The organism is Pseudonocardia sp. DR1-2, from assembly GCF_023717215.1.
GTDB lineage: Bacteria > Actinomycetota > Actinomycetes > Mycobacteriales > Pseudonocardiaceae > Pseudonocardia > Pseudonocardia alni.
Genome location: NZ_JAMQOF010000006.1, coordinates 494,661 through 512,726 on the forward strand (window position 1 = coordinate 494,661; position 18,066 = coordinate 512,726).

The 18,066-nt window shown below is 69.9% G+C and carries 23 protein-coding genes and 1 tRNA gene; 8 read left to right on the plus strand and 16 right to left on the minus strand.

The genetic code is table 11. The features are described from left to right. The first annotated feature begins 89 nt into the window (after positions 1-89). The 3 genes from ND486_RS20530 to ND486_RS20540 are packed head-to-tail and all read left to right on the plus strand — an operon-like array spanning position 90 to position 2,238. The gene (locus tag ND486_RS20530; protein WP_226369402.1) at positions 90-1,064 is read left to right on the plus strand and encodes a sugar kinase; all 975 of its coding nucleotides are present in this window, start codon (positions 90-92) and stop codon (positions 1,062-1,064) included. Further along, positions 1,061-1,825 (plus strand): IclR family transcriptional regulator, encoded by a 765-nt coding sequence (locus ND486_RS20535; protein ID WP_251785878.1) that lies wholly within the window; start codon positions 1,061-1,063, stop codon positions 1,823-1,825. Before ND486_RS20530 ends, ND486_RS20535 begins: the two co-directional genes overlap by 4 nt. After that, the gene (locus tag ND486_RS20540; protein ID WP_167379109.1) at positions 1,822-2,238 is read left to right on the plus strand and encodes a RidA family protein; all 417 of its coding nucleotides are present in this window, start codon (positions 1,822-1,824) and stop codon (positions 2,236-2,238) included. Before ND486_RS20535 ends, ND486_RS20540 begins: the two co-directional genes overlap by 4 nt. 144 nt (positions 2,239-2,382) lie before the next feature. Here the strand turns inward: ND486_RS20540 and ND486_RS20545 are convergent, their stop codons facing one another. The 5 genes from ND486_RS20545 to ND486_RS20565 all read right to left on the minus strand — a co-directional run bounded on the left by ND486_RS20545 (position 2,383) and on the right by ND486_RS20565 (position 6,599). Further along, positions 2,383-2,652 (minus strand): DUF2277 domain-containing protein, encoded by a 270-nt coding sequence (locus ND486_RS20545; protein ID WP_251785880.1) that lies wholly within the window; start codon positions 2,650-2,652, stop codon positions 2,383-2,385. A gap of 71 nt (positions 2,653-2,723) precedes the next feature. Next, positions 2,724-3,749 (minus strand): NAD(P)-dependent oxidoreductase, encoded by a 1,026-nt coding sequence (locus tag ND486_RS20550; protein ID WP_251785882.1) that lies wholly within the window; start codon positions 3,747-3,749, stop codon positions 2,724-2,726. Between the two features lie 31 nt (positions 3,750-3,780). Continuing rightward, a complete protein-coding gene (locus ND486_RS20555; RefSeq protein ID WP_251785884.1) occupies positions 3,781-4,455 on the minus strand; it encodes a PIG-L deacetylase family protein in 675 nt (224 codons plus the stop codon). 28 nt (positions 4,456-4,483) lie between these two features. After that, entirely contained in the window at positions 4,484-5,323 is an 840-nt protein-coding gene (locus ND486_RS20560) for a sugar phosphate nucleotidyltransferase (protein ID WP_251785885.1), read from the minus strand. Position 5,324: 1 nt separating this feature from the next. Continuing rightward, positions 5,325-6,599 carry a class I SAM-dependent methyltransferase gene (locus ND486_RS20565; RefSeq protein WP_251785887.1) on the minus strand — a complete coding sequence of 425 codons (1,275 nt, stop codon included), beginning with the start codon at positions 6,597-6,599 and terminating at the stop codon, positions 5,325-5,327. A 162-nt stretch (positions 6,600-6,761) separates the two neighbouring features. Between ND486_RS20565 and ND486_RS20570 the strand changes: the two genes are divergently transcribed. Together ND486_RS20570 and ND486_RS20575 are read left to right on the plus strand one after the other, a co-directional pair. Continuing rightward, a tRNA-Gln gene (locus tag ND486_RS20570) sits at positions 6,762-6,832 on the plus strand. 194 nt (positions 6,833-7,026) lie between these two features. After that, a complete protein-coding gene (locus tag ND486_RS20575; protein ID WP_251785889.1) occupies positions 7,027-7,314 on the plus strand; it encodes a hypothetical protein in 288 nt (95 codons plus the stop codon). A 13-nt stretch (positions 7,315-7,327) separates the two neighbouring features. Here the strand turns inward: ND486_RS20575 and ND486_RS20580 are convergent, their stop codons facing one another. From ND486_RS20580 to ND486_RS20625, 10 genes are all read right to left on the minus strand, one after another. After that, positions 7,328-8,482 carry a tyrosine-type recombinase/integrase gene (locus tag ND486_RS20580; RefSeq protein ID WP_251785891.1) on the minus strand — a complete coding sequence of 385 codons (1,155 nt, stop codon included), beginning with the start codon at positions 8,480-8,482 and terminating at the stop codon, positions 7,328-7,330. Beyond that, on the minus strand, positions 8,482-8,670 hold the full coding sequence (locus ND486_RS20585) for an excisionase family DNA-binding protein (RefSeq protein ID WP_062404163.1): 189 nt from the start codon (positions 8,668-8,670) through the stop codon (positions 8,482-8,484). Before ND486_RS20585 ends, ND486_RS20580 begins: the two co-directional genes overlap by 1 nt. Beyond that, the gene (locus ND486_RS20590; protein ID WP_251785893.1) at positions 8,670-10,031 is read right to left on the minus strand and encodes a replication initiator; all 1,362 of its coding nucleotides are present in this window, start codon (positions 10,029-10,031) and stop codon (positions 8,670-8,672) included. The genes ND486_RS20585 and ND486_RS20590 overlap by 1 nt, the downstream gene beginning before the upstream one ends. 99 nt (positions 10,032-10,130) lie before the next feature. After that, positions 10,131-10,787 carry a hypothetical protein gene (locus tag ND486_RS20595; protein WP_251785895.1) on the minus strand — a complete coding sequence of 219 codons (657 nt, stop codon included), beginning with the start codon at positions 10,785-10,787 and terminating at the stop codon, positions 10,131-10,133. Continuing rightward, on the minus strand, positions 10,784-10,999 hold the full coding sequence (locus ND486_RS20600) for a hypothetical protein (protein ID WP_251785897.1): 216 nt from the start codon (positions 10,997-10,999) through the stop codon (positions 10,784-10,786). The genes ND486_RS20595 and ND486_RS20600 overlap by 4 nt, the downstream gene beginning before the upstream one ends. After that, on the minus strand, positions 10,999-12,102 hold the full coding sequence (locus tag ND486_RS20605) for an FtsK/SpoIIIE domain-containing protein (protein ID WP_251785899.1): 1,104 nt from the start codon (positions 12,100-12,102) through the stop codon (positions 10,999-11,001). Before ND486_RS20605 ends, ND486_RS20600 begins: the two co-directional genes overlap by 1 nt. A gap of 430 nt (positions 12,103-12,532) precedes the next feature. Further along, positions 12,533-12,721 carry a hypothetical protein gene (locus tag ND486_RS20610; protein WP_161152823.1) on the minus strand — a complete coding sequence of 63 codons (189 nt, stop codon included), beginning with the start codon at positions 12,719-12,721 and terminating at the stop codon, positions 12,533-12,535. A 3-nt stretch (positions 12,722-12,724) separates the two neighbouring features. Further along, positions 12,725-13,063, minus strand: a complete 339-nt coding sequence (locus ND486_RS20615) for a hypothetical protein (protein WP_251785906.1) — start codon at positions 13,061-13,063, stop codon at positions 12,725-12,727. Between the two features lie 5 nt (positions 13,064-13,068). Then, entirely contained in the window at positions 13,069-13,257 is a 189-nt protein-coding gene (locus ND486_RS20620) for a hypothetical protein (RefSeq protein WP_251785908.1), read from the minus strand. 322 nt (positions 13,258-13,579) lie between these two features. Then, positions 13,580-13,981: a hypothetical protein gene (locus tag ND486_RS20625; RefSeq protein ID WP_251785910.1), complete on the minus strand. Its 402-nt coding sequence runs from the start codon at positions 13,979-13,981 to the stop codon at positions 13,580-13,582. 128 nt (positions 13,982-14,109) lie between these two features. On the opposite strand from ND486_RS20625, the gene ND486_RS20630 reads away from it, so the two are divergent. Genes ND486_RS20630 through ND486_RS20640 form a run of 3 tightly spaced genes read left to right on the plus strand, consistent with a single transcriptional unit; the run spans position 14,110 to position 16,486 of the window. After that, positions 14,110-14,979 carry a winged helix-turn-helix domain-containing protein gene (locus ND486_RS20630; RefSeq protein WP_251785912.1) on the plus strand — a complete coding sequence of 290 codons (870 nt, stop codon included), beginning with the start codon at positions 14,110-14,112 and terminating at the stop codon, positions 14,977-14,979. Continuing rightward, the gene (locus tag ND486_RS20635) at positions 14,976-15,668 is read left to right on the plus strand and encodes an HAD-IA family hydrolase (RefSeq protein WP_251785914.1); all 693 of its coding nucleotides are present in this window, start codon (positions 14,976-14,978) and stop codon (positions 15,666-15,668) included. Before ND486_RS20630 ends, ND486_RS20635 begins: the two co-directional genes overlap by 4 nt. Then, complete coding sequence (locus tag ND486_RS20640) at positions 15,665-16,486, plus strand: phosphotransferase (RefSeq protein ID WP_251785916.1); 822 nt, start codon at positions 15,665-15,667, stop codon at positions 16,484-16,486. The genes ND486_RS20635 and ND486_RS20640 overlap by 4 nt, the downstream gene beginning before the upstream one ends. 167 nt (positions 16,487-16,653) lie before the next feature. On the opposite strand, the gene ND486_RS20645 is transcribed toward ND486_RS20640, so the two are convergent. Beyond that, positions 16,654-17,865, minus strand: a complete 1,212-nt coding sequence (locus tag ND486_RS20645) for a Fic family protein (protein WP_251785918.1) — start codon at positions 17,863-17,865, stop codon at positions 16,654-16,656. Between the last annotated feature and the right edge of the window lie 201 nt (positions 17,866-18,066).

The following is an 18,066-nucleotide window of genomic DNA, read 5'->3' on the forward strand; positions in this document are numbered from 1 at the left end:
TATTCTGCAGCGATGGTTGCGTATTTCGGTGCGGCTGTTCTAGCATCGCCGCGACAGATCGGTCAACGACGGCGGAGGAGAACCCAGCAGTGGAAACCCCGGGCCGCAGCGCTGTGGTGTGCTTCGGCGAGGCCCTCGCCCTGGTCCCCGACGCGGCCGCCGTCGACGACCCGCGGGCCCCCGCGCACGCCGCGGGCGCCGAGGTGAACGTCGCGCTCGACCTGGCCGCGGCCGGCGTCGCGGTGGCCTGGGTCGGGCGTCTCGGCGACGACCGGCACGGCGCCCTCGTGCAGCACACGCTCGCCGCCGCCGGGGTCGACACCGGTGGGATCGGCGTCGACCCGGACCTCCCGACCGGCCGTTACGCCAAGTCCCCGGCACCCGACGGCGGCACCGTCATGACCTACCGGCGGTCCGGGTCGGCGGCCTCGGCGGCCGGGCCCGAACTGCTGGAGGTGCCCGCGGTACGCGACCGGATCGCCGTCGCGGACTGGGTGCACGTCGGCGGGATCACCGCGGCCGTGTCGGCGTCCTGCGCGGCCGCGCTGGCCGCGCTGCTGGCCCGCCCCCGCCGGTACCGGGTCGTGTTCGACGTGAACTGGCGCGAGCAGATGTGGCCCGACGGCGACCCGGCCCCGGTGGCCGCGCTGGCCGATCGGGCCGACGTCGTACTCGTCGGGGCGGACGAGGCGCGGCGGGTGTTCGGCACCGACGACCCGGCCCGGCTGCGCGCGCTGCTGCCCGGCCCGGAGCTGGTCGTGGTCAAGGACGGCGCCCGGCGCGCACTGGCCGTGCACCGCGACGGTGCGGTCACCGAGCGCGCGGCGCTGGTCGTCGACGTCGTCGAGCCGGTCGGGGCGGGCGACGCGTTCGCCGCCGGGCTGCTCACCGGCCTGGTCCGCGGCGAGGACGTGGGCCGCTGCCTGCGCCGGGGCCACCTCGGTGCCGCCGCGGTGCTCGTCGTTCCCGGCGACTCCGCCGCACCGCTGCCCGAGCACCTGCTCGACCTCGACGACGACGCCTGGGCGACCCTACGCGTGAGCGCCGACCGGGAGGCCGTGTGAGTACCAGCCTGACCAAGGCGCTGCGGATCCTGGTGGTCCTCGGGGAGGGCCCGGCGTCGCTCGACGAGCTCGCCACGGCGCTCGAGGTGCACAAGACGACCGTCCTGCGGCTGCTGCGCACCCTGGCCGACGAGCACTTCGTGCACCGCGACGACCACCACCGCTACCGGCTCGGCTCACGGCTGTTCGAGCTGTCCTCGCGCGGGCTGGACCAGCGCGAGGTGCGCACGGTCGCCGCACCGCACCTGCACGCGTTCAACCGGGCCCACGGCCACACCGTGCACCTGTCCGAGCGCGACGACGGCGAGATCGTCTACATCGACAAGCTGGAGTCGCTCGACAACGTGCGCATGGCGTCGCGGGTCGGGCTGCGCGGACCCGTGCACTCCACCGCCGCCGGGAAGGTGCTGCTCGCCGACCTGCCCGCGGCGGAGCGGAACCGGGTGCTCGACGACGTCGGCTTCCCCGCCCGCACCCCGCACACGATCACCGACCGCGACGCCTACCTGGCCGAGCTCGCCCGGGTGCGTGAGCAGGGCTGGGCCCAGGACCGCGAGGAGAACGAGGCCTCGATCAACTGCATCGGGGCGCCGGTCCGCGGACCGGCCGGAACCGCCGTCGCGGCGGTGTCGGTGTCCGTGCCGACCATCGTCGCCGGCTACGACCAGCTGATGGAGCTGGTCCCGTCACTGCTGGCCGTCACCGGGACGATCTCCCGCGACCTCGGCTGGCGCCCGACCCGAGAGGATCCCCCCGCATGACCACCGCCGCCAACGGCACCGTGACCACCACCGACGCACCCGCCCCCGCGCACACCTTCAGCCAGGGCGTGCGCAAGGGCGGCCTGCTGCAGGTCTCCGGGCAGGGCCCGATGGACCCGGCCACGAAGCAGTACATCGCGCCGGGCGACGTGCACGCCCAGACGCTGCGGACCCTGGAGAACGTCCGCGCGATCCTGGAGGCGGGCGGCGCCTCGGTCGGCGACGTCCTGATGTTCCGCGTCTACCTCACCGAGCGGGAGCACTTCTCCGCGATGAACGACGCCTACGGCGAGTTCGTGTCCCGGCACGTCCCCGACGGTGCCGCGCTCCCCGCCCGCACCACGGTGTTCGTGGGCCTCCCCCACGCCGAGATGCTGGTGGAGATCGACGCCCTGGCCGCCCCCGCCGCGTAGTGCTCGTCGAGACGCACGTTCTCGCCCCCGGCAGGGCGGAAACGTGCGTCTCGGTGGGCGTCGAGCGGTGGTCCGCCGCGGGCGAGGGTGCGCCACGTGGCACGTCGCCTGGTCGGGGCGGGACAGCGGGACGCCCGCGGGCGCTCAGCGGGCGTAGCGCAGCTCCGCCCGCGCCCGGGCCTTCGCCGCCTCCACCTCACGGTCCTTCGGCGGGGCGGTCGTGGTCAGCCCGTCCAGCAGCTCCCGGGTCGCCTCGGCGACGGCGGCGACCGCCCGTTCGAACACCTCGGCGTTGGCCTGCGAGGGCTTCGCCGACCCGGCGATCTTGCGGACGTACTGCAGCGCCGCGGCGTCCACCTCGTCGGGCGTGGCCGGCGGCTCGAAGTTGTGCAGCGTCCGGATGTTGCGGCACATGGGCACCCCCTGGATACGACGACGGCCCGCCCCGCGACGGTAGCGCGGGACGGGCCGTCGGCCGAGCGGTCCTACTTCACGACGTGCATCGACCCGTCGAGCTCCCCCGCCGCCTGACGACGGTTGAGCACCGCGAGCCGGGTGAAGGAGTTGTCGAACGCGTCCTGGGTCAGGCCGCGGTCCCGGTACTCGGTGGCGAGCTGCTCGGCACCGGCCGGGATCGTCCAGGACGCCTCGAAGCCGAGCTCCTTGCGCGCCCGGGAGAAGTCCACCCGGTACGACCGCGGGTCGTTGCCGGCCTCGCCGGTGATGTTCAGCGTCGAGCCGGGGACGGCGTCGATCACGGCCTGCGCGATCTCGGCGACGGTCCGGTTGTTCCGCTCGGTGCCGACGTTGTACGCCCGGGCCCGCACGACGTCGGCCGGCGCGCCCAGCGCCGCGACGACGGCACCCGCGATGTCCTCGGCGTGCGCGAGCGGGCGCCACGGGGTGCCGTCGGAGAGCACCGTGACCTCGTTCGTCAGGACCGCGCGCCCGACCAGGTTGTTCAGCACGATGTCCGCGCGCAGCCGCGGGGAGAAGCCGAAGGCGGTCGCGTTGCGCATCGAGACCGGCACGAAGTCGGCGTCGGCGAGCTCGGCGAGGTCGTCCTCGACGCGGACCTTCGAGATCGCGTACGGGGTGACCGGCTTGAGCGGGGCGTCCTCGTCGACGAGGTCGTCGCCGGACTGGGCGCCGTAGACCGAGCAGGTGGAGGCGTAGACGAAGCGGCCGACACCGGCCTCCTTCGACAGCCGCGCCAGCCGGGACGACGCGTGGTGGTTGATGTCGTAGGTGATCTCCGGGGCGAGCGAGCCCAGCGGGTCGTTCGACAGCGCCGCCATGTGGACGACGGCGTCGAACCCGGCGAGCTGCTCCACGGTCACGTCGCGGAGGTCGGTGTCGAAGCCCTCGACGTCGGGGGTGTCCAGCGAACCCAGCACGCAGTCCGCGAACAGCCCGGAGTCCAGGCCGGTCACGTCGTGACCCGCGGCCGCCAGCAACGGCGCCATCACGGTCCCGAGGTAGCCCTGGTGCCCGGTGAGCAGTACGCGCATGAATATCCCTTTCTCGGCGGTGTGTGCGGGGTCAGAAACCGTTCGGCTCGGAACCGACCATCGGCGCTGCGGACAGCGTGAGCTTCTGGACGTGGAAGCCCTCGGCGTAGCGGGCGTGGCACTGCACCCCGCGCACGCGGGCCAGGCCGCGGAAGGTCTCGTCGTCGAACCAGGTCCGGTCGCGCTGGCTGCCGTAGTGCTCGTTGAGCTTGGCGATCTTCTCGGTGAGCACCGGCTCGGACAGCGGCAGGAAGACCGTCGGCTGGGCGAGGTCGCCCTCCCACTTGAGGATCTCGTAGCCGAGCGTCAGGTGGTCGCGGAACGCGGTCGGGACCATCTGCGACAGCGTCCGGTGGTCCTGGTGGGCGTCGTGCGGCGACGGGCCGATCACCAGGTCCGGCTCGCTGCGGCTGCGCAGGTCCTCCAGCGCCATCTTCGCCCGCTCCCAGTGCTGCGGGACGCGGCCGTCGGGCAGGTCCATGACGACGACGTCGAGGTGCGCGCCCGGGGTGAACGCGGCCAGTGCGGCCCGCTCCTCCTCCTCGCGCAGCGACCCCGCCCCGGTCAGGACCAGCGCGGTGACCTGCACCCCCGGATAGGCGCGGCACAGCTCCAGGAGCATCCCGCCGGCCCCGATCGGGATGTCGTCACAGTGGGCGCCGAGCAGCAGGATGCGGTCCAGCCGCTCAGGCAACAGGTTCAGCACGGTCTCTCGTTCCCCCCGGAATCGCGGCCTAGTCGCGCTGGTGGCTGCTGCGGTGCATCTCCGCGATCGCGGCCTGCAGCGGGTCCTGGTCGGTCTCGTGGGACTCCCAGAGCATCCACGGTCGCGCGCCGCTCTGGTAGGCCGCCTCCAGCGCGTTGCGCTCCTTGACGGTGTCCGCAGGCTGCCAGAAACCGCGGTGCCGGTAGGCCGACATGCGGCCCTTGCGCGCCAGCGGGGCGGCGGCGTCGGCGATCAGGTCGCAGTCCTTCTCGAGGAAGTCGAAGATCTCCGGCCGGAACATGAGATAGCCGCCGTTCTCCCAGATCGGCATCTCCTGCAGCGTGGTGATCGACTCGAGCCTGCCGTTGTCGTCGACGTCGACGCAGTGGAACGCCGACTGCGGCGGCACCGCCATCAGCTGCCCGACGGCGTCGGTGCCGGCGAACTGCTCGACCATCCTGTCCAGCGGGGCGTCGGTGAGGACGTCGGCGTAGTTCGCGTGGAACATCTCCTCGTCCTTGACCAGCGCCTTCACCCGGCGCAGACGCTCACCGATCGGCGAGTCCAGACCGGTGTGGACGAACGTGATGTTCCAGTCCTTGATGTCGCTGCCCATGAGCTCGACCTCGCCCTGGTGCAGCACGAAGTCGTTGGACTCGGTCTCGTCGTAGTTGAGGAAGTAGTTCTTGATGTGGTGCGCGCCGTAGCCCAGGCACAGGACGAAGTCCTTGTGGCCGAAGTGGGCGTAGTAGCGCATCACGTGCCAGATCAACGGGCGCGGGCCCACCGGGTGCATCGGCTTGGGGAGGTCGGACGCGCCATCGCGCATCCGCATGCCGTAACCACCGCAGAACAGGACGACCTTCACGTCAGACCACCTCGAGCGACGGGATCGGGAAGACCAGCGTGCCGCCCCACTCGCGGACGTAGGACAGCTGCTCGGTCAGCTCGGTGCGCAGGTTCCAGGGCAGGATCAACACGTGGTCGGGGCGGTCCTGCGCGATCCGCTCCGGAGCGAAGATCGGGATTCGGGTGCCCGGCGTTAGCCGCCCGTGCTTGTACGGGTTCCGGTCCACCGTGTACTCGAGCAGGTCGGGCCGGATGCCGCAGTAGTTGAGCAGGGTGTTCCCCTTGCCCGGGGCGCCGTAGCCGACCACGCGCTTCCCCTGCCGGCGGGCGTCGATGAGGAACGCCACCAGGTCGTCGCGGATGGTGGAGACGGCCTCGGCGAACCCGTCGTGCCCCTCCGGCGTGTGCAGCCCGGCGGCCGCCTCGGCGGCCAGGACCTCGCGGACCGTCGCGCTCGGCTCACCGGCGACCTCCGCCGGGCGCGCCCACATGCGGATGGAGCCGCCGTGGGTGTCGAGCAGCTCGACGTCGACCAGGGTCAGCCCGCCCGCGGCGAGCGCCCGCTGCCCGGTGAGCAGCGTGTAGTACTGGAAGTGCTCGTGGTAGATCGTGTCGAACTGCTTGCGCTCGACGAGCGTGAGCAGGTGCTGGACCTCGATGGAGACCCAGCCGTCGTCGGCGACCATGGCGCGCAGTCCCCGCGCGAAGCCGACGACGTCGGGGATGTGGGCGAACACGTTGTTGCCGCAGACCAGGTCGGCCGGGCCGTGCTCGGCGCGCACCCGGGCGCCGGTCTCCGGGGTGAGGAACGCGGTGAGCGTCGGGACGCCCTTCTCGCGGGCGGCCTCGCCGACGTTCACGCTCGGCTCGACGCCGAGGCAGCGGATGCCCTTCGCGACGACGTGCTGGAGCAGGTAGCCGTCGTTCGACGCGACCTCGACGACGAACGAGCCCGCGTCCAGTCCGGCGCGCTCCTGCGCCGAGTCGACGAATCGGCGCGCGTGGTCCACCCAGGACGAGCTGAACGAGGAGAAGTAGGCGTACTCCTCGAACGTCTCCTCCGGGCTGATCTCCGGGGGCAGCTGGGCGAGCAGACACGAGTTGCACACCCGCACGTGCAGCGGGAAGGTCTGCTCGGGCTGCTGTGCCGTCTGCTCGGTGAGGAACAGCTCGCAGGGCGGTGTGGCGCCCAGGTCGCAGAAGCTGCGCAGGTCGGTCGTGCCACAGAGACGGCACGTCAACGCGGTTCCGGACCCGATCGACGACGTCGTCCCGGAAGCATCCGTGTTCAGCACGCACGGGAGTGTGTCAACCCGACGCGGATCCGCCGCGCCCGGGGTGCGGATCACCCTTTCGTGGGCGTTTGTCCGTGATCCCGGTCATCCCCGGCCGACGCGCAGGCCGGGTGCGCTGCGAGGACGGCGTCGCCGACGTGTCACGATGACGAGGCCCCACGATCCGCCGTGGTGTAACGGCAGCACCTCGGATTTTGGTTCCGATGGTCCAGGTTCGAATCCTGGCGGCGGAGCACCAGGTCAGGCTCGGGCTCGGTCGAACTGCTCGGTCCGGCAATCGCCTCTGACATCACCTTTTGACATCAACCGCCCCGGTTCAGGGCAGTTGATGTGGCCCGTAACACATGTCAAGGGTTCACCGAGGGATGGTCAAACCACCTTGGGAGTGACCATGGCGCAAAACTCGAACCCGACTCTCCTGTATGCCGTGCTCGGGTTCGCGCTGATCGTGATCGTGCTGCTGTCCCTGCTCCAGGCCATCCGCTTCTACAAGGACGGCAAGTGGAGCATCAACTACATCGTGCTTGTCGGCCTGATCGTGGTTGCGGCGCTGGCTACGACGTTGGCCCTGAGTGCCATCCCGGACACGGTGCAGACTGCCGCCTTCACCCTCTTCGGCACCATCGCCGGTTACCTGGCGACCCGCAAGATTCCGACTGCTTCCAGCGGAGGTGCCAACGACACCGCGGGGGTTTCCACCAGCCCGCCCGAGTGAGCCGATCCGCGGTTCATCCAAACAGGCCGTCCATGCGCGAGGCCATCCGACGCTTCGAGTCGTCGAGGACGTGCGCGTAGGTGTTCATCGTGATGCCGATCGAGCTGTGCCCCAGCAGCTCCATGACCTCCCGGTCCGACGCTCCCTCCGCCAGCAGCAGGGTCGCGCAGGTGTGGCGGAGGTCGTGTACGCGCGAGTGCGGCACCTCCGCCTTGGTCAGCAGCCGGTCGAACGCCCGGTTCACCGAGCGCGGGTCGATCGGCTGGCCGGACGTCGACACGAACACCAGGTCCGCGGGCTGACCGTCCACCCGCCGCTGCTCACCGGCAGCCCTCCCCCGGTTGATCTCGGGCTGCCGACGCAGGGCCGCCACGCACACGGCGGGCAGCGTGAGGACCCGCCGCGACCGAGCGCTCTTCGGCTCGCCAAAGACGAACGCACCGTCGAGCTTCTGCACCGTGCGCCGGACCCGCAGCGTTCCCGCGTCCAGGTCGACATCCGACCAGGTCAGCCCCAGCACCTCACCGCGCCGCAGACCGGTCGTCAGCAGGATCAGCCAGAGTGCCGCGAGCCAATGGGTGTTCGCGACCCGCAGGAACTTTCGCGCGACCTCCGGCGAGAGCGGCGTGATCTCTGGCGGGGTCGCCCGCGGTGGGCTGACCAGCTTGGCGACGTTGCGGCCGATCAGCTCGTCCCGGACGGCGTGTTGCAGCGCGCTGCGCAGCACGGCGTGGATGAACTGGATCGTCCGAGGCGAGAGCACGCGCCCGCTCGTGCCCTTGGTGCGTCCCAGCGTGGCCATCAGCCCGCGGACGTCGGACGGACTGAGCCGGTTGAGCTTCTTCCGGCCGAGGTGCGGGGTGATGTAGTCCCTGACCAGCGCCCGGTAGCGGGCGAAGGTCGACGGGCGCAGGTCGTGCACCGCGATGTGGTCCAGCCAGTACGTCAGGTACTCGTCCAGCCGCATCGCCGAGGACTCCGACGGCACCCCCTTGCGGTTGTTGTCCAGCAGCTCCAGCCGCTTGTCGTTGGCCTCGTCCCAGGTGCGGCCGTAGACGAACTTCCGGCGGCGGTGTCCCGTCGGGGTGAGGACGTAGACCGCGGCCTGGTAGCGCCCGTCCGAGCGCTTGACCACGGTGCCCATGCCGTTGCGCTCGCGGCCGGCCATCAGGACGCCTCCCGACTCTCCTGGACCAGCCGGAGGGCGTACTCGTGCACGGCGCTCACCGGGATGCGACGCAGCTTCCCGATCTTCACCGAGTCGATCTCACCAGCGATGATCAGGTCGAAGACCTTCGAGCGCCCGACGTGCAGCGCCTCCGCGACCTCCTGGACGGTCAGCAGCACGCGTTCCATCACGCCCCCTCCCCCGCTCGTGTCCCCCGGCTCTGCCTCTGCTCGCGTCGTCGTTCGGCGATGCCCAGTGCGATCTCCCGTTCCGCGTCGTTGCGGTGCCCGATGTGGACGACGGTCCAGTCATTGACCACCAGCACCGCCCCGGGCTCAGTCGGGGTGTCGAGAGCGGCCAGCGTCTCCCCGAGCCGGTAGGTGCGCCGGTCCCCGCGGATCGCACCGAACGTCGTCGAGTAGGCCCGGGACTTGGTGAGGAAGTGACCGCGGAACCCGAGCATGTGCGCCCAACGCCGCAGGTTCAGATCCTCGTACTCCTCGCGGCCGCCGAGCTCCCACGCCGTCTCGATCAGGCGCCGGTGGTGCGGGGTGATGTCGAGGTGGTCGAGGTGGGCGATGTCGCGGATCGGCCGGTCGGTGGCTTCGCTCTTGCCGGTGCCCTTAGTGGCGTACTTCGCGACGTAGGCGGCCAACGCTGAGTCGGTGATCTCGCCGTCGTCGTTCTCCAGCGCCGCCGCGCTCGCGCTTGTGATCGGCCGGATGTCGACCTGCGTCCCCCAGGCCAGCACCTGAAGGGAGCCGTCGGGCCGGTCGACAGTCAGTGACACGTCGTGGGCGGCGTCCCGGATGGCGGCGTGCAGAGCGTCGGCGGTGATCCCGGCGGGTGGGGCGGTCCAGGGTCCGTCGGGGCCGTCGAGGCGCACGACGGCATGGAAGTGGACCAGCCCACGACGTTGGTACTCGGCGACCTTGGCGTAGGACAGCCGGGCGTGATCCCGGAAGTCGCGGACCCGGACACCGAGGACCTGGGCGAGCAGGCGCCGGAGGCGGATGGCGAAGCGGTTCCACAGGACCCCGGAGTGCGCCTGCCAGAGCACCGCGCCCACGTAGTCGTGGGTATCGGGGTCCAGCGCGCAGCCGACGCGGGGATCGTCGCGGTGGTGCTTGTCCCCGCAGCGGCAAGGGATCACGAGGCCGCGAGCGGTGACCCGGCGGGTGTGGACCGGCCCGAATGAGGGCGCGGTCAGGGTGATGAACAGCCGCGGGTGGGTGGCGGCGGTGTCGGGGACGCCCTTGCCACCGGCCATCCCGGAGCGGAGCAGGTGGTAGGCGTCGGAGGCGTAGCGATCCGAGCACGCGGGGCAGACCGATGCTCGGCGGTTGCCGCACGGGGCCAGGATCTCGCCTTCCCGCTCGGCTAGGACGGTGCCGGTGGCGCGGTCGTAGATGCGGGATGAGCCGGTGAGGTGGATCGGTGCGGCGCAGCCGCCGATGGCGGTGACCTCCCGCCGCCAGGTCTGGAAGTTCTCCGAGCGCAGCAGGTGGGACAGGTCGTGGTCGTGTGCGGTGCTGGTGGCAGCCGTCATCACGGCATCCCTCCGAGGGACGGGGCGAGTGGGTGTGGGGTGGCGCCGGCCCCGCCGGGAGCTGGACTCGCGCGGCGGGACCGGGCCGGATTGCCGGGGTCAGCGGCGGTAGAGGCGGTGCTCGTGCTCGATCTCGACCGGACCCGGTGTGAAGCCGTGGTAGCGGGCCAGGAGCCGGGCAGCGGCCCGGTAGGACGAGGCGTGGCCGACGGTGGTGCCGTGGTCGTTCTCGACGCGGTAGCGGCCCCCATCGCGCAGCACAGTCCCGCCCTGCCCCGTGGTGCCGAGGCAGACCAGGGCCTTGCCGGGCTCGACGACGTCGACGCCGATCACCCCGGTGGAGCGCTGCGGATCCTTCTGCGGCTCCGGCGGCCGGGTCGGTTCCGGGACCGGGCGGAGGTGGTCCCAGCGCGACACCATGTCCCGGGTCGCCTTGGGCACGAGCACCGAGCGGGCAGGACCCTCCGCGTTGTTGTGGTGGATGTGATGGGTGCCGCCGAGCCGGAGGTGTCCGGTGTCGAGGAGCTGGCCGACGGTGTCCCCGTCGTGCCGGGCGAGGGCGTCGGCGCAGCCAGGCCGGGCCGGGTCCGCACGCAGGACGAGGCCGGTGCGCTCGATGACGAACAGCCCCGGGTCCTGGGCCAGGGCGACGACGCGGGCGATCTCGCGCGGGTCCTGCGTCGCGGCCGGTGCGTGATCGCTGGTCTCGAGGACGGCCGGGTCCCCGAACAGTGCGTTCTGCACCGTCCCGCTCATGCGGACCACCACCAGGTAGCGCGGGCCTCCCACGACCACTCGCGGGCGAGCTGCCGCACGACGTACCACTCGGCGACAACCGTCCCGGTGAGGACGACCCAGAACCAGCCGGACGCCGATCCGACGTAGAGCCAGGTCCCGGCCACGATGAGGGCGAACAGCAGGGTGAACTTGAGCCAGGTGCGCAGGACCCATGCGGTGGTGGTGCCCATCAGGCGGCCCCCCGCTCGGTGTCGAGGTCGATCACGTCCGCGTCCGGCGGTGGGGTGCAGCGCTGGACCAGCTCGGTGATGTTGTCGTCGGAGACGAACGCCGCGCGGAATCGGACCGGGAGGCGGGAGCCCTTGTCGATGACGAACCCGATCCCGGCGTGGCGGGCGTCGCCGGGGATCTCGTCGGCCAGCGCTCCCCGCTCCCGGGCGCCTTCGCCGAGGACCATGTCGACGTGGGAGGCGGCGGTGACGCCGAGGCAGATTCGCTGGGTGAACAGCTCTCGGACGTCGACCACGTCCTTGGAGGGCTCCTGCAGGTAGCCGTGGACGGCGAACAGCGACGCCCTGCCCTGGGTCATCACTTCGGCGAGGAGGCGGAGTGCGTCGCGGACGGAGGTGCGGTCGCCGTAGGCGGTGAGCATGGCCATCTCGTCGATGACCAGCAGCTCCACCGGCGTCCCCACACTCGGGGTGCAGGCGCGGATGTTCTGGTCGCGCATGTCGTCCTGCCGGTCCCGCATGGCGTCGCGGAACTCCGTGAGCAGCTCCAGCGCGGTGGGCATGGAGGTGGCGTAGCGGTAGAACAGCGGGGCGCCCTGCTCGGTCTCCACCCCACCCTTGAGGTCGACCATCCAGACCCGGACGATCCCGTCGCGGATGCACGGCCCCACCCCACGCAACGTGGACCACAGGACGGAGCCCTTGCCCGCTCCAGAGGCGCCGGCCACGAGGCGGTGTCCACCGATGACGGGGGCGGTGAACGGTTCGCCGCGCTCGTTGTCCCCGATCTCGACCGCGCCCAGGTCGACGTCGTCGGTCTGCTCGGGGATGTCGGGTGCGGGGATGGTGCGGGTGAAGGGCAGCTCCCACTCGATCACGATCGCGACGACGCCCGGTCGGTGGCGGGTGATCGCGACCCGGTGCGCGATGAGCGCCTCCCAGAGGATCGAGGAGCGTTCCTGCCAGTAGGCGACGTCCTGGCCGCGGACCATGCGGACGTAGACGGTGTCGATCGACGCCGCCGACGACCGCACCCGCAGCACCCGCGGGACGAGCAGATCGCCGGTGTGGCGGTGCTCCTTGGTCAGGCCACAGTCGGACATGAGCTGTCCCCACCGACGTCCCCGGTAGACCGTCCAACGCCGCCACGTGGCCCGTAGGGCGGGTGCGGCGAATCGGTCGAAGGTTGCCGGGTGGGCACGGCCCCAGACCGCTACGGAGCCCACCAGCGCGCCGAGGAGGATCGCCGCCAGGATCGGCCCGAGGACGAGCGCCAACCCGAGGACGATCAGGGGGACAGCGACGAACCCGGGATGCCGTGCGGTCCAGGCCAGCGCCTGGAACTCGCGCCCCGGTGGCCGAGTCGCGCGACCCGCATGGGTGCGTGCCGGGCCGTTCATACGTGTTGCGGTGCTACTACGCTTGTTCACTGCTACCAGTCCTCACGAGAGTTTGTGTCGGGTAGCAGGGGCGCCCGCTGTGTGTTTCCGCCAAGAATCAGTGCAGCGGGCGACCCCACCACCCAGAGATGGGTTACTTCTGTTCGCGCAAAGCGCCCCGTGCCGAGTCCAGATGCACGGTCAGGTGCGCGACGTCGCGGGCAAGGTTGTCGTGGGTGTTCTTGAACCCACCCGTCCGATACGGAATCCCATGCAGCGAACGGCGCAGTTCGCGCATCGCGGCATCCAGCTCTTCGACAGTGCGATCGACAGCCTTCGACATGGGTCACTTCCTCCACTCGCGGGAGACCAACTCGGCCTCCCACTTCTTCGCCGCCGACGCCATCACCCGCAGGGAAGCGTGCGCAGTCTTGGCCGAGGCCCGGATCTCCTCCGGCGACGCAGTCGACCAGTGCTCCCCCTGAGCACCCGCCTTCGCCGACATCCCCCTGCCGGATCGCTTGGCCTTCGAGTCGCTGGCCTTCGCGGCGACCTTGTCCGCCTCGGCGAGCGCGTCTGCGACCAGCTGCAATGCCCGCCAGAACTCCCCGTACTTGCGCAGCGCGCGCCGGTTGACCTTCGGGAGCGTCTTGACCCGGTCCCGGGCTCCGAGGTTGATCGCCATGACGGTCAGACCCCCTTGCGGATGGCGAGCTGGGCCAGGCGCAGGCCCTCGGCGACTCCGGCCCGCCACGCCTGCTCGGTCGCGATGACGGGGTGCTCGGTGCGGGCCCAGCGGCGCCGCTCGATCTCCAGCCGCCGCACGAGGCGACCGACACCGGTCGTCACCCGCGGGCGGGTGCTCGTGTTGGTGTTCATGCCGTCATCTCCATCCCGACCGACGGCACCGGGCCGTGGGTCTCGCCGCCTCCGAAGCAGCCCGGGCAGACCCCGGAACCACCACACGCCCCACACTCGATCCCGCAGGTCGAGTCGCCGTAGCCGTCGCACACATCGCATGCTTGGCTACCGCTGCATTCGCCACACATCACCGCAGATCACCCCTGGTCGAGGACATAGGTGTCCCCGTGTCGGAATTACCGGGGAATTGCCGGAACACCATTCCGGCGAGTAGATGGGCCGCTACATCAGGCGGCCGGCCCGCATATCACGCGGGCGACGCCGACGACGCAGAGGTCGGTCAGGAGTGGTTCTCGTCGTCCTTGCTCCGCCGCATCGGCGCAGGGGCCGGGTGGGCGTGCTTGAGGCCCATCGCCTTGAACGCGATCCCCGACACCGTGCGCCCGTCCGGGGACTCGATCGAGTACGGGTTGATCTTCGGGTCGATGAGCTGGACCCGGGCGTCCTCCCCGAACCCGTCGCCGGGGTCGGCAGTCAGGGTCACCTTGATCTCCTCGCCCTTCGGGGCCCGCTGGCCCGCCTGCACCTGGAGCTTCGCGAACAGTGACACCACGAACTGCGTCACCCCGTCCCGGTCGGTCACCGGCACCTCCGCACCGTTCGCGTCCTGCCGGGTCTTGGGTGCGGGCGGCTCCACCACCGTGAGCTTGAAGCCGTCGAGCACCACCGGAAGATCCCTCATCGCTCTCTCCTTCGTTCACCTGACCAGCTTGGCTAGCCATCTCAGAATGACCGGCTTGGCTAGCCATGTCAAGCACGAACGAGGAAGATGGCTAGCCGGGCTAGTCAGCCGACCGATACCGTGGAGTCATGAGCACGCCAGCCGAGTTCCTCGCGCACCTGGACCCGGAGGATCCGCGCACCCCGTCGCAGCAGATCTCCAACCAGATCCGCGCCGCGATCAAGCTCGGCAAGCTCAAGGCGGGGGAGAAGCTGCCGTCGCAGCCTGACCTGGCCGAGCGCTACGGCGTCGCCCGCGAGACGGTCAAGGCCGCCCTGCGCCCCCTCTACGCCGAGCGACTGCTCATCAGCCGACAGGGAAGCGGGGTGTTCGTCCGCGCCCAGACCGAGCTACCGGTGGGACTGCGCCCGCACATCGAGGCTGCGTTCGAGCGCCCGCACGTGCGCATCGACTTCGCCGGGTTCTCCGGCGAAACCCTGGCCAACACCCTGGCCGAGGTCCTGGACAAGGTCCGCGCCGGACGCCTGAGCCCGGAGTCCATCGCCGTGCGAATCATGCTGTCCGACCCCGGCGTCCCCCTCGCGCTCCCCTGCCGGGCCGACACCGCCGCCGACGACCCCGCCGTACGCAAGCGCGCCGACCGGATCACCCGCCGTGCCGTGGACAGCATCACCGACGGCATCGAGGAGCTTGCCGACCTCGGGTTGGTCAAGACCGCGACCGCGGAAGTCCGGGCGCACAGCGCCTCGCCGCTGTTCAAGCTCTACCTGATTAACAACGAGGAAGCGTTCTTCGGCTTCTACCCCGTCCTGGAACACACCGTCACCATCGACAAAGCCCCCGTGCCGATCTTCGACCCGATGGGCAAAGACGCCACCCTGTTCCACTTCTCCACCGGCGACGACGCCGACACCAGCAACGGCCCCCAGTACGTCACCCAGGCCCGCACCTGGTTCGACTCCGTGTGGACCACCATCACCCGGGAGTACCCGCAGTGACCCTCCCGACCGGAACCCGCACCCAGCTCGCCGACCTACTCCGCGGCGCCCGGGTCCTGCTCCTGGACTTCGACGGGCCCGTCGCGCACCTGTTCGCCGGCCACCCTGCACCCGAGGTCGCCGCCGCCGTCCGCCAGTTCGCCACCGTGCGCGGCATCGACCTCACCGAGATCCGCACCGACGACCCGCTGGTCCTGCTCCGAGCTGCCTACCGGCACTCCCCCGAGTCCGGCCGCGACATCGAGGCCTACGTCATCGAGCACGAGACCCGCGCCGCGACCGTCGCCGAACCGACCCCCGGCGCTCACGAGCTCATCCGCACCGCCGTCGCCACCGGCCACTCCGTCCTGATCGTCAGCAACAACTCCGAACGAGCCATCCGGGTTTACCTGGCCCGCCACGACCTCACTGAACACGTCGCGCAGATCATCGGCCGGCCTTTCGGGCACCCCGAGCAGATGAAGCCCGACCCCCATCTCCTCCGCGCTGCGCTGGACATCAGCCGAGCTGCACCGACCGAGGCGGTGTTCGTTGGAGACTCGATCACCGACGCCCTCGCCGGGGCAGCGGCGGGGGTGCCGTGCATCGGCTACACCAAGCAGCCCGAGCGCGCCGAGGGCCTGGCCGACGCGGACGCCCTGGTCGTCATCGACGACATGCACACCCTCGCCACCGCACTACGCCCGTGACACCGCTGCACCCCGATATCGCCCGCGCCGCGCACGCGCGATGGCCCGACCGCGCACCCGCCTGGATCGAAGCACTCCCAGCCGAGCTTGCCGAGGTCTGCGCAGCACTCTCGGTCACCCCGACCGGCCGGACGTTCTCTGCCAGGTCGGCCCACGTCGTCGAGGCCACGACCGGCGCCGGTACTCGGTTGGTCCTGCGGTCGAGTGCCGACCCGGACGCCGTTCACCAGGCCGCTGTACTGGACCAGCTCGCACGGGCAGGTCTGGCGCCTGCGGTCCATCTCCTGCGGGACACGCCTACGAGCACGTGGACGGCAATGGACGCGGTCGAGCCCGGGGCATCGTTCGCGGAACAGGAACCGCGACCGCGAGATCTCGCGGGTATAGCCGCGATGCTGCGCACTCTCTCCAATGAGGAGGGCGCGCACTCGGTGCCAAGCATCGTGCCGTGGCTCCGAGCCCGACTCTCCGATCCACCCGCCGATGACCAGCCACCCCACCGCGGCCCTGAGCCTGCCGTGGTCCGCGAGGCCGCCAGCGTTGTTCTGGACGAGCTTGCCGCCGAGATGCTGGCCGGGCTGTGCCACGCCGACCTCTCGCCGCCCAACGTGCTCCACGGCAACTCACGGCTGTGGTTCATCGACCCCCGAGGGATGAACGGCGAAGCCGCCTACGACGTCGCTGTCCTCGCACTCAAGCTCAGCGACGACCACCTCGACACCGCCCGAGCCCTGGCCCGCAGCATCGCCCTCTCCAGCGGCACCGACCCCGACCGAGCGGACGCATGGGTCACCGTCGTCGACGCCGCCACCGTCTAGCTACCGCACCAGGCCCGAACGTCAAGCATCAGCCGGGACACGACAAACGGCGGCAGCGCTCGCCGTGTCTAGACCTTCCATTCGGTATCAAGTGCGCGACGCCTACGGCGCCGCGCGAGGCGTGCGGCCTCCGGCCGGTCCTCGCGCGGCCTCGACGCTGCTTCCTGTCAGGCTTCCTCCCCAAGGAGAACCTCATAAACCTCGGGGGCGAAGAATCGGCGAGCCGTGCCGGGTCTGTCTTCTAGCGTGTCCAGAAGCCCTAGCTGAAGAAGCTGGTTCACGACCGTGTTGGCTCGACCGTAAGAGACCCCGAGCCCTCTTTCTACTGACCGAATAGTGAAAGATATGTTCGCGACTGCGAAGTCAACCAGAGCGTGCGCAGTATCAGCCCGCAACTTTGATTGCCGAACCTTCTCCTTCATGCTTGCTTGGATTTCGACGAGCGACGTCATACGGCCCTGCGTGCGCCTTGCCGAAGCCTCCAGACCGCGCGCGAAGAACTCGATGTACGAGTCCCAGTCACCCTCAGTGCTCACCCTAAAGAGATTGTCGTAATAGTCAGTTCGTCGGGCCTCGAACCAAGGGGAGACAGTCAGAGTTGGCTCAAACAGTACGCGCTGCCGAAGCAAGTGGATAACAATCAGAAGGCGACCAATGCGACCGTTTCCATCGTTGAATGGATGCAGCGACTCGAATTGGTAGTGCGCCATCCCCGCAGCAACCACAGGATCAATCTCGACCCGGACTTCATCGTTGTCCATCCAGGCCAGGAGGTCCTGCAGGCTGGCCTGCAGGTCCAGGCCAGGTGGCGACGGGATGAAGCGGGCAGCCTTAACTGGCAGCTCCCCGGGTGGCGCCTCTTTCCTCTGCCCAATGACCACCTGATGATCACGGACTTTTCCAGACGAGGCACTCTCATTGCGAGTTCTCTTTACAAGTATCGCTTGAAGCTCGCTGAGCATCGCAACAGTCAGCGGCCTTCCATCCTCAACCCACCTGAAGGCATTATCTGCCATTGCCACATAATTGAAGATTTCGCGTAGATCGACATTTGGTGGGCGCTCTTCATCCGCCTTCAAGACTTCCGACAGTGGAGCATACGTACCTTCGAGTGCCGACGTGCTTTGAGCCTCTGCCTGAAGTGACGGTCGCCTGAAAAGTCGTGGGTTTGGCAACTGGCGCGCCGTGCTATCAAGCGCAGCTAAAGCCGCCCGAGCATCCGCGACGACACGGTAAGTTCGCCCCGATAGTCGGGGCGACTCAACCGTTAGAGGATTCGGAATAAAAGCGGAGTGCACCCACTCGCCGTGACGCACATCTGTCCCCTTTATCGGGACAAGCGTCCCAGGTGACGCGTCGGTGAAAGCTTCAAGGTCCACGATGCCAGCCTAGCAGCGGATGTCAGACATAGGCCACTTGTGTGTCATGGCACGATTGAGTGCCACTTCGACGACCGCCAGGAGCTGTCGGCGCTACCGGTTGACCCACGAGGCTCCTGCCCTTCAGGGGTCGCGGGTGCTCTTCAGGGGTCGTGGGAGTCTCAGTTAACGGCACTCCCAAGACTCGCCGTCTCACACAAG

What these genes read in the sequence shown, in the direction of transcription:
- ND486_RS20540 (WP_167379109.1), top strand. Translation starts at nt 1,822, where the DNA reads ATGACCACCGCCGCCAACGGCACCGTGACCACCACCGACGCACCCGCC.
- ND486_RS20545 (WP_251785880.1), bottom strand. Translation starts at nt 2,652, where the DNA reads ATGTGCCGCAACATCCGGACGCTGCACAACTTCGAGCCGCCGGCCACG.
- ND486_RS20550 (WP_251785882.1), bottom strand. Translation starts at nt 3,749, where the DNA reads ATGCGCGTACTGCTCACCGGGCACCAGGGCTACCTCGGGACCGTGATG.
- ND486_RS20580 (WP_251785891.1), bottom strand. Translation starts at nt 8,482, where the DNA reads ATGGCCGGCCGCGAGCGCAACGGCATGGGCACCGTGGTCAAGCGCTCG.
- ND486_RS20585 (WP_062404163.1), bottom strand. Translation starts at nt 8,670, where the DNA reads ATGGAACGCGTGCTGCTGACCGTCCAGGAGGTCGCGGAGGCGCTGCAC.
- ND486_RS20590 (WP_251785893.1), bottom strand. Translation starts at nt 10,031, where the DNA reads ATGACGGCTGCCACCAGCACCGCACACGACCACGACCTGTCCCACCTG.
- ND486_RS20595 (WP_251785895.1), bottom strand. Translation starts at nt 10,787, where the DNA reads ATGAGCGGGACGGTGCAGAACGCACTGTTCGGGGACCCGGCCGTCCTC.
- ND486_RS20600 (WP_251785897.1), bottom strand. Translation starts at nt 10,999, where the DNA reads ATGGGCACCACCACCGCATGGGTCCTGCGCACCTGGCTCAAGTTCACC.
- ND486_RS20605 (WP_251785899.1), bottom strand. Translation starts at nt 12,102, where the DNA reads ATGTCCGACTGTGGCCTGACCAAGGAGCACCGCCACACCGGCGATCTG.
- ND486_RS20610 (WP_161152823.1), bottom strand. Translation starts at nt 12,721, where the DNA reads ATGTCGAAGGCTGTCGATCGCACTGTCGAAGAGCTGGATGCCGCGATG.
- ND486_RS20615 (WP_251785906.1), bottom strand. Translation starts at nt 13,063, where the DNA reads ATGGCGATCAACCTCGGAGCCCGGGACCGGGTCAAGACGCTCCCGAAG.
- ND486_RS20620 (WP_251785908.1), bottom strand. Translation starts at nt 13,257, where the DNA reads ATGAACACCAACACGAGCACCCGCCCGCGGGTGACGACCGGTGTCGGT.
- ND486_RS20625 (WP_251785910.1), bottom strand. Translation starts at nt 13,981, where the DNA reads ATGAGGGATCTTCCGGTGGTGCTCGACGGCTTCAAGCTCACGGTGGTG.
- ND486_RS20630 (WP_251785912.1), top strand. Translation starts at nt 14,110, where the DNA reads ATGAGCACGCCAGCCGAGTTCCTCGCGCACCTGGACCCGGAGGATCCG.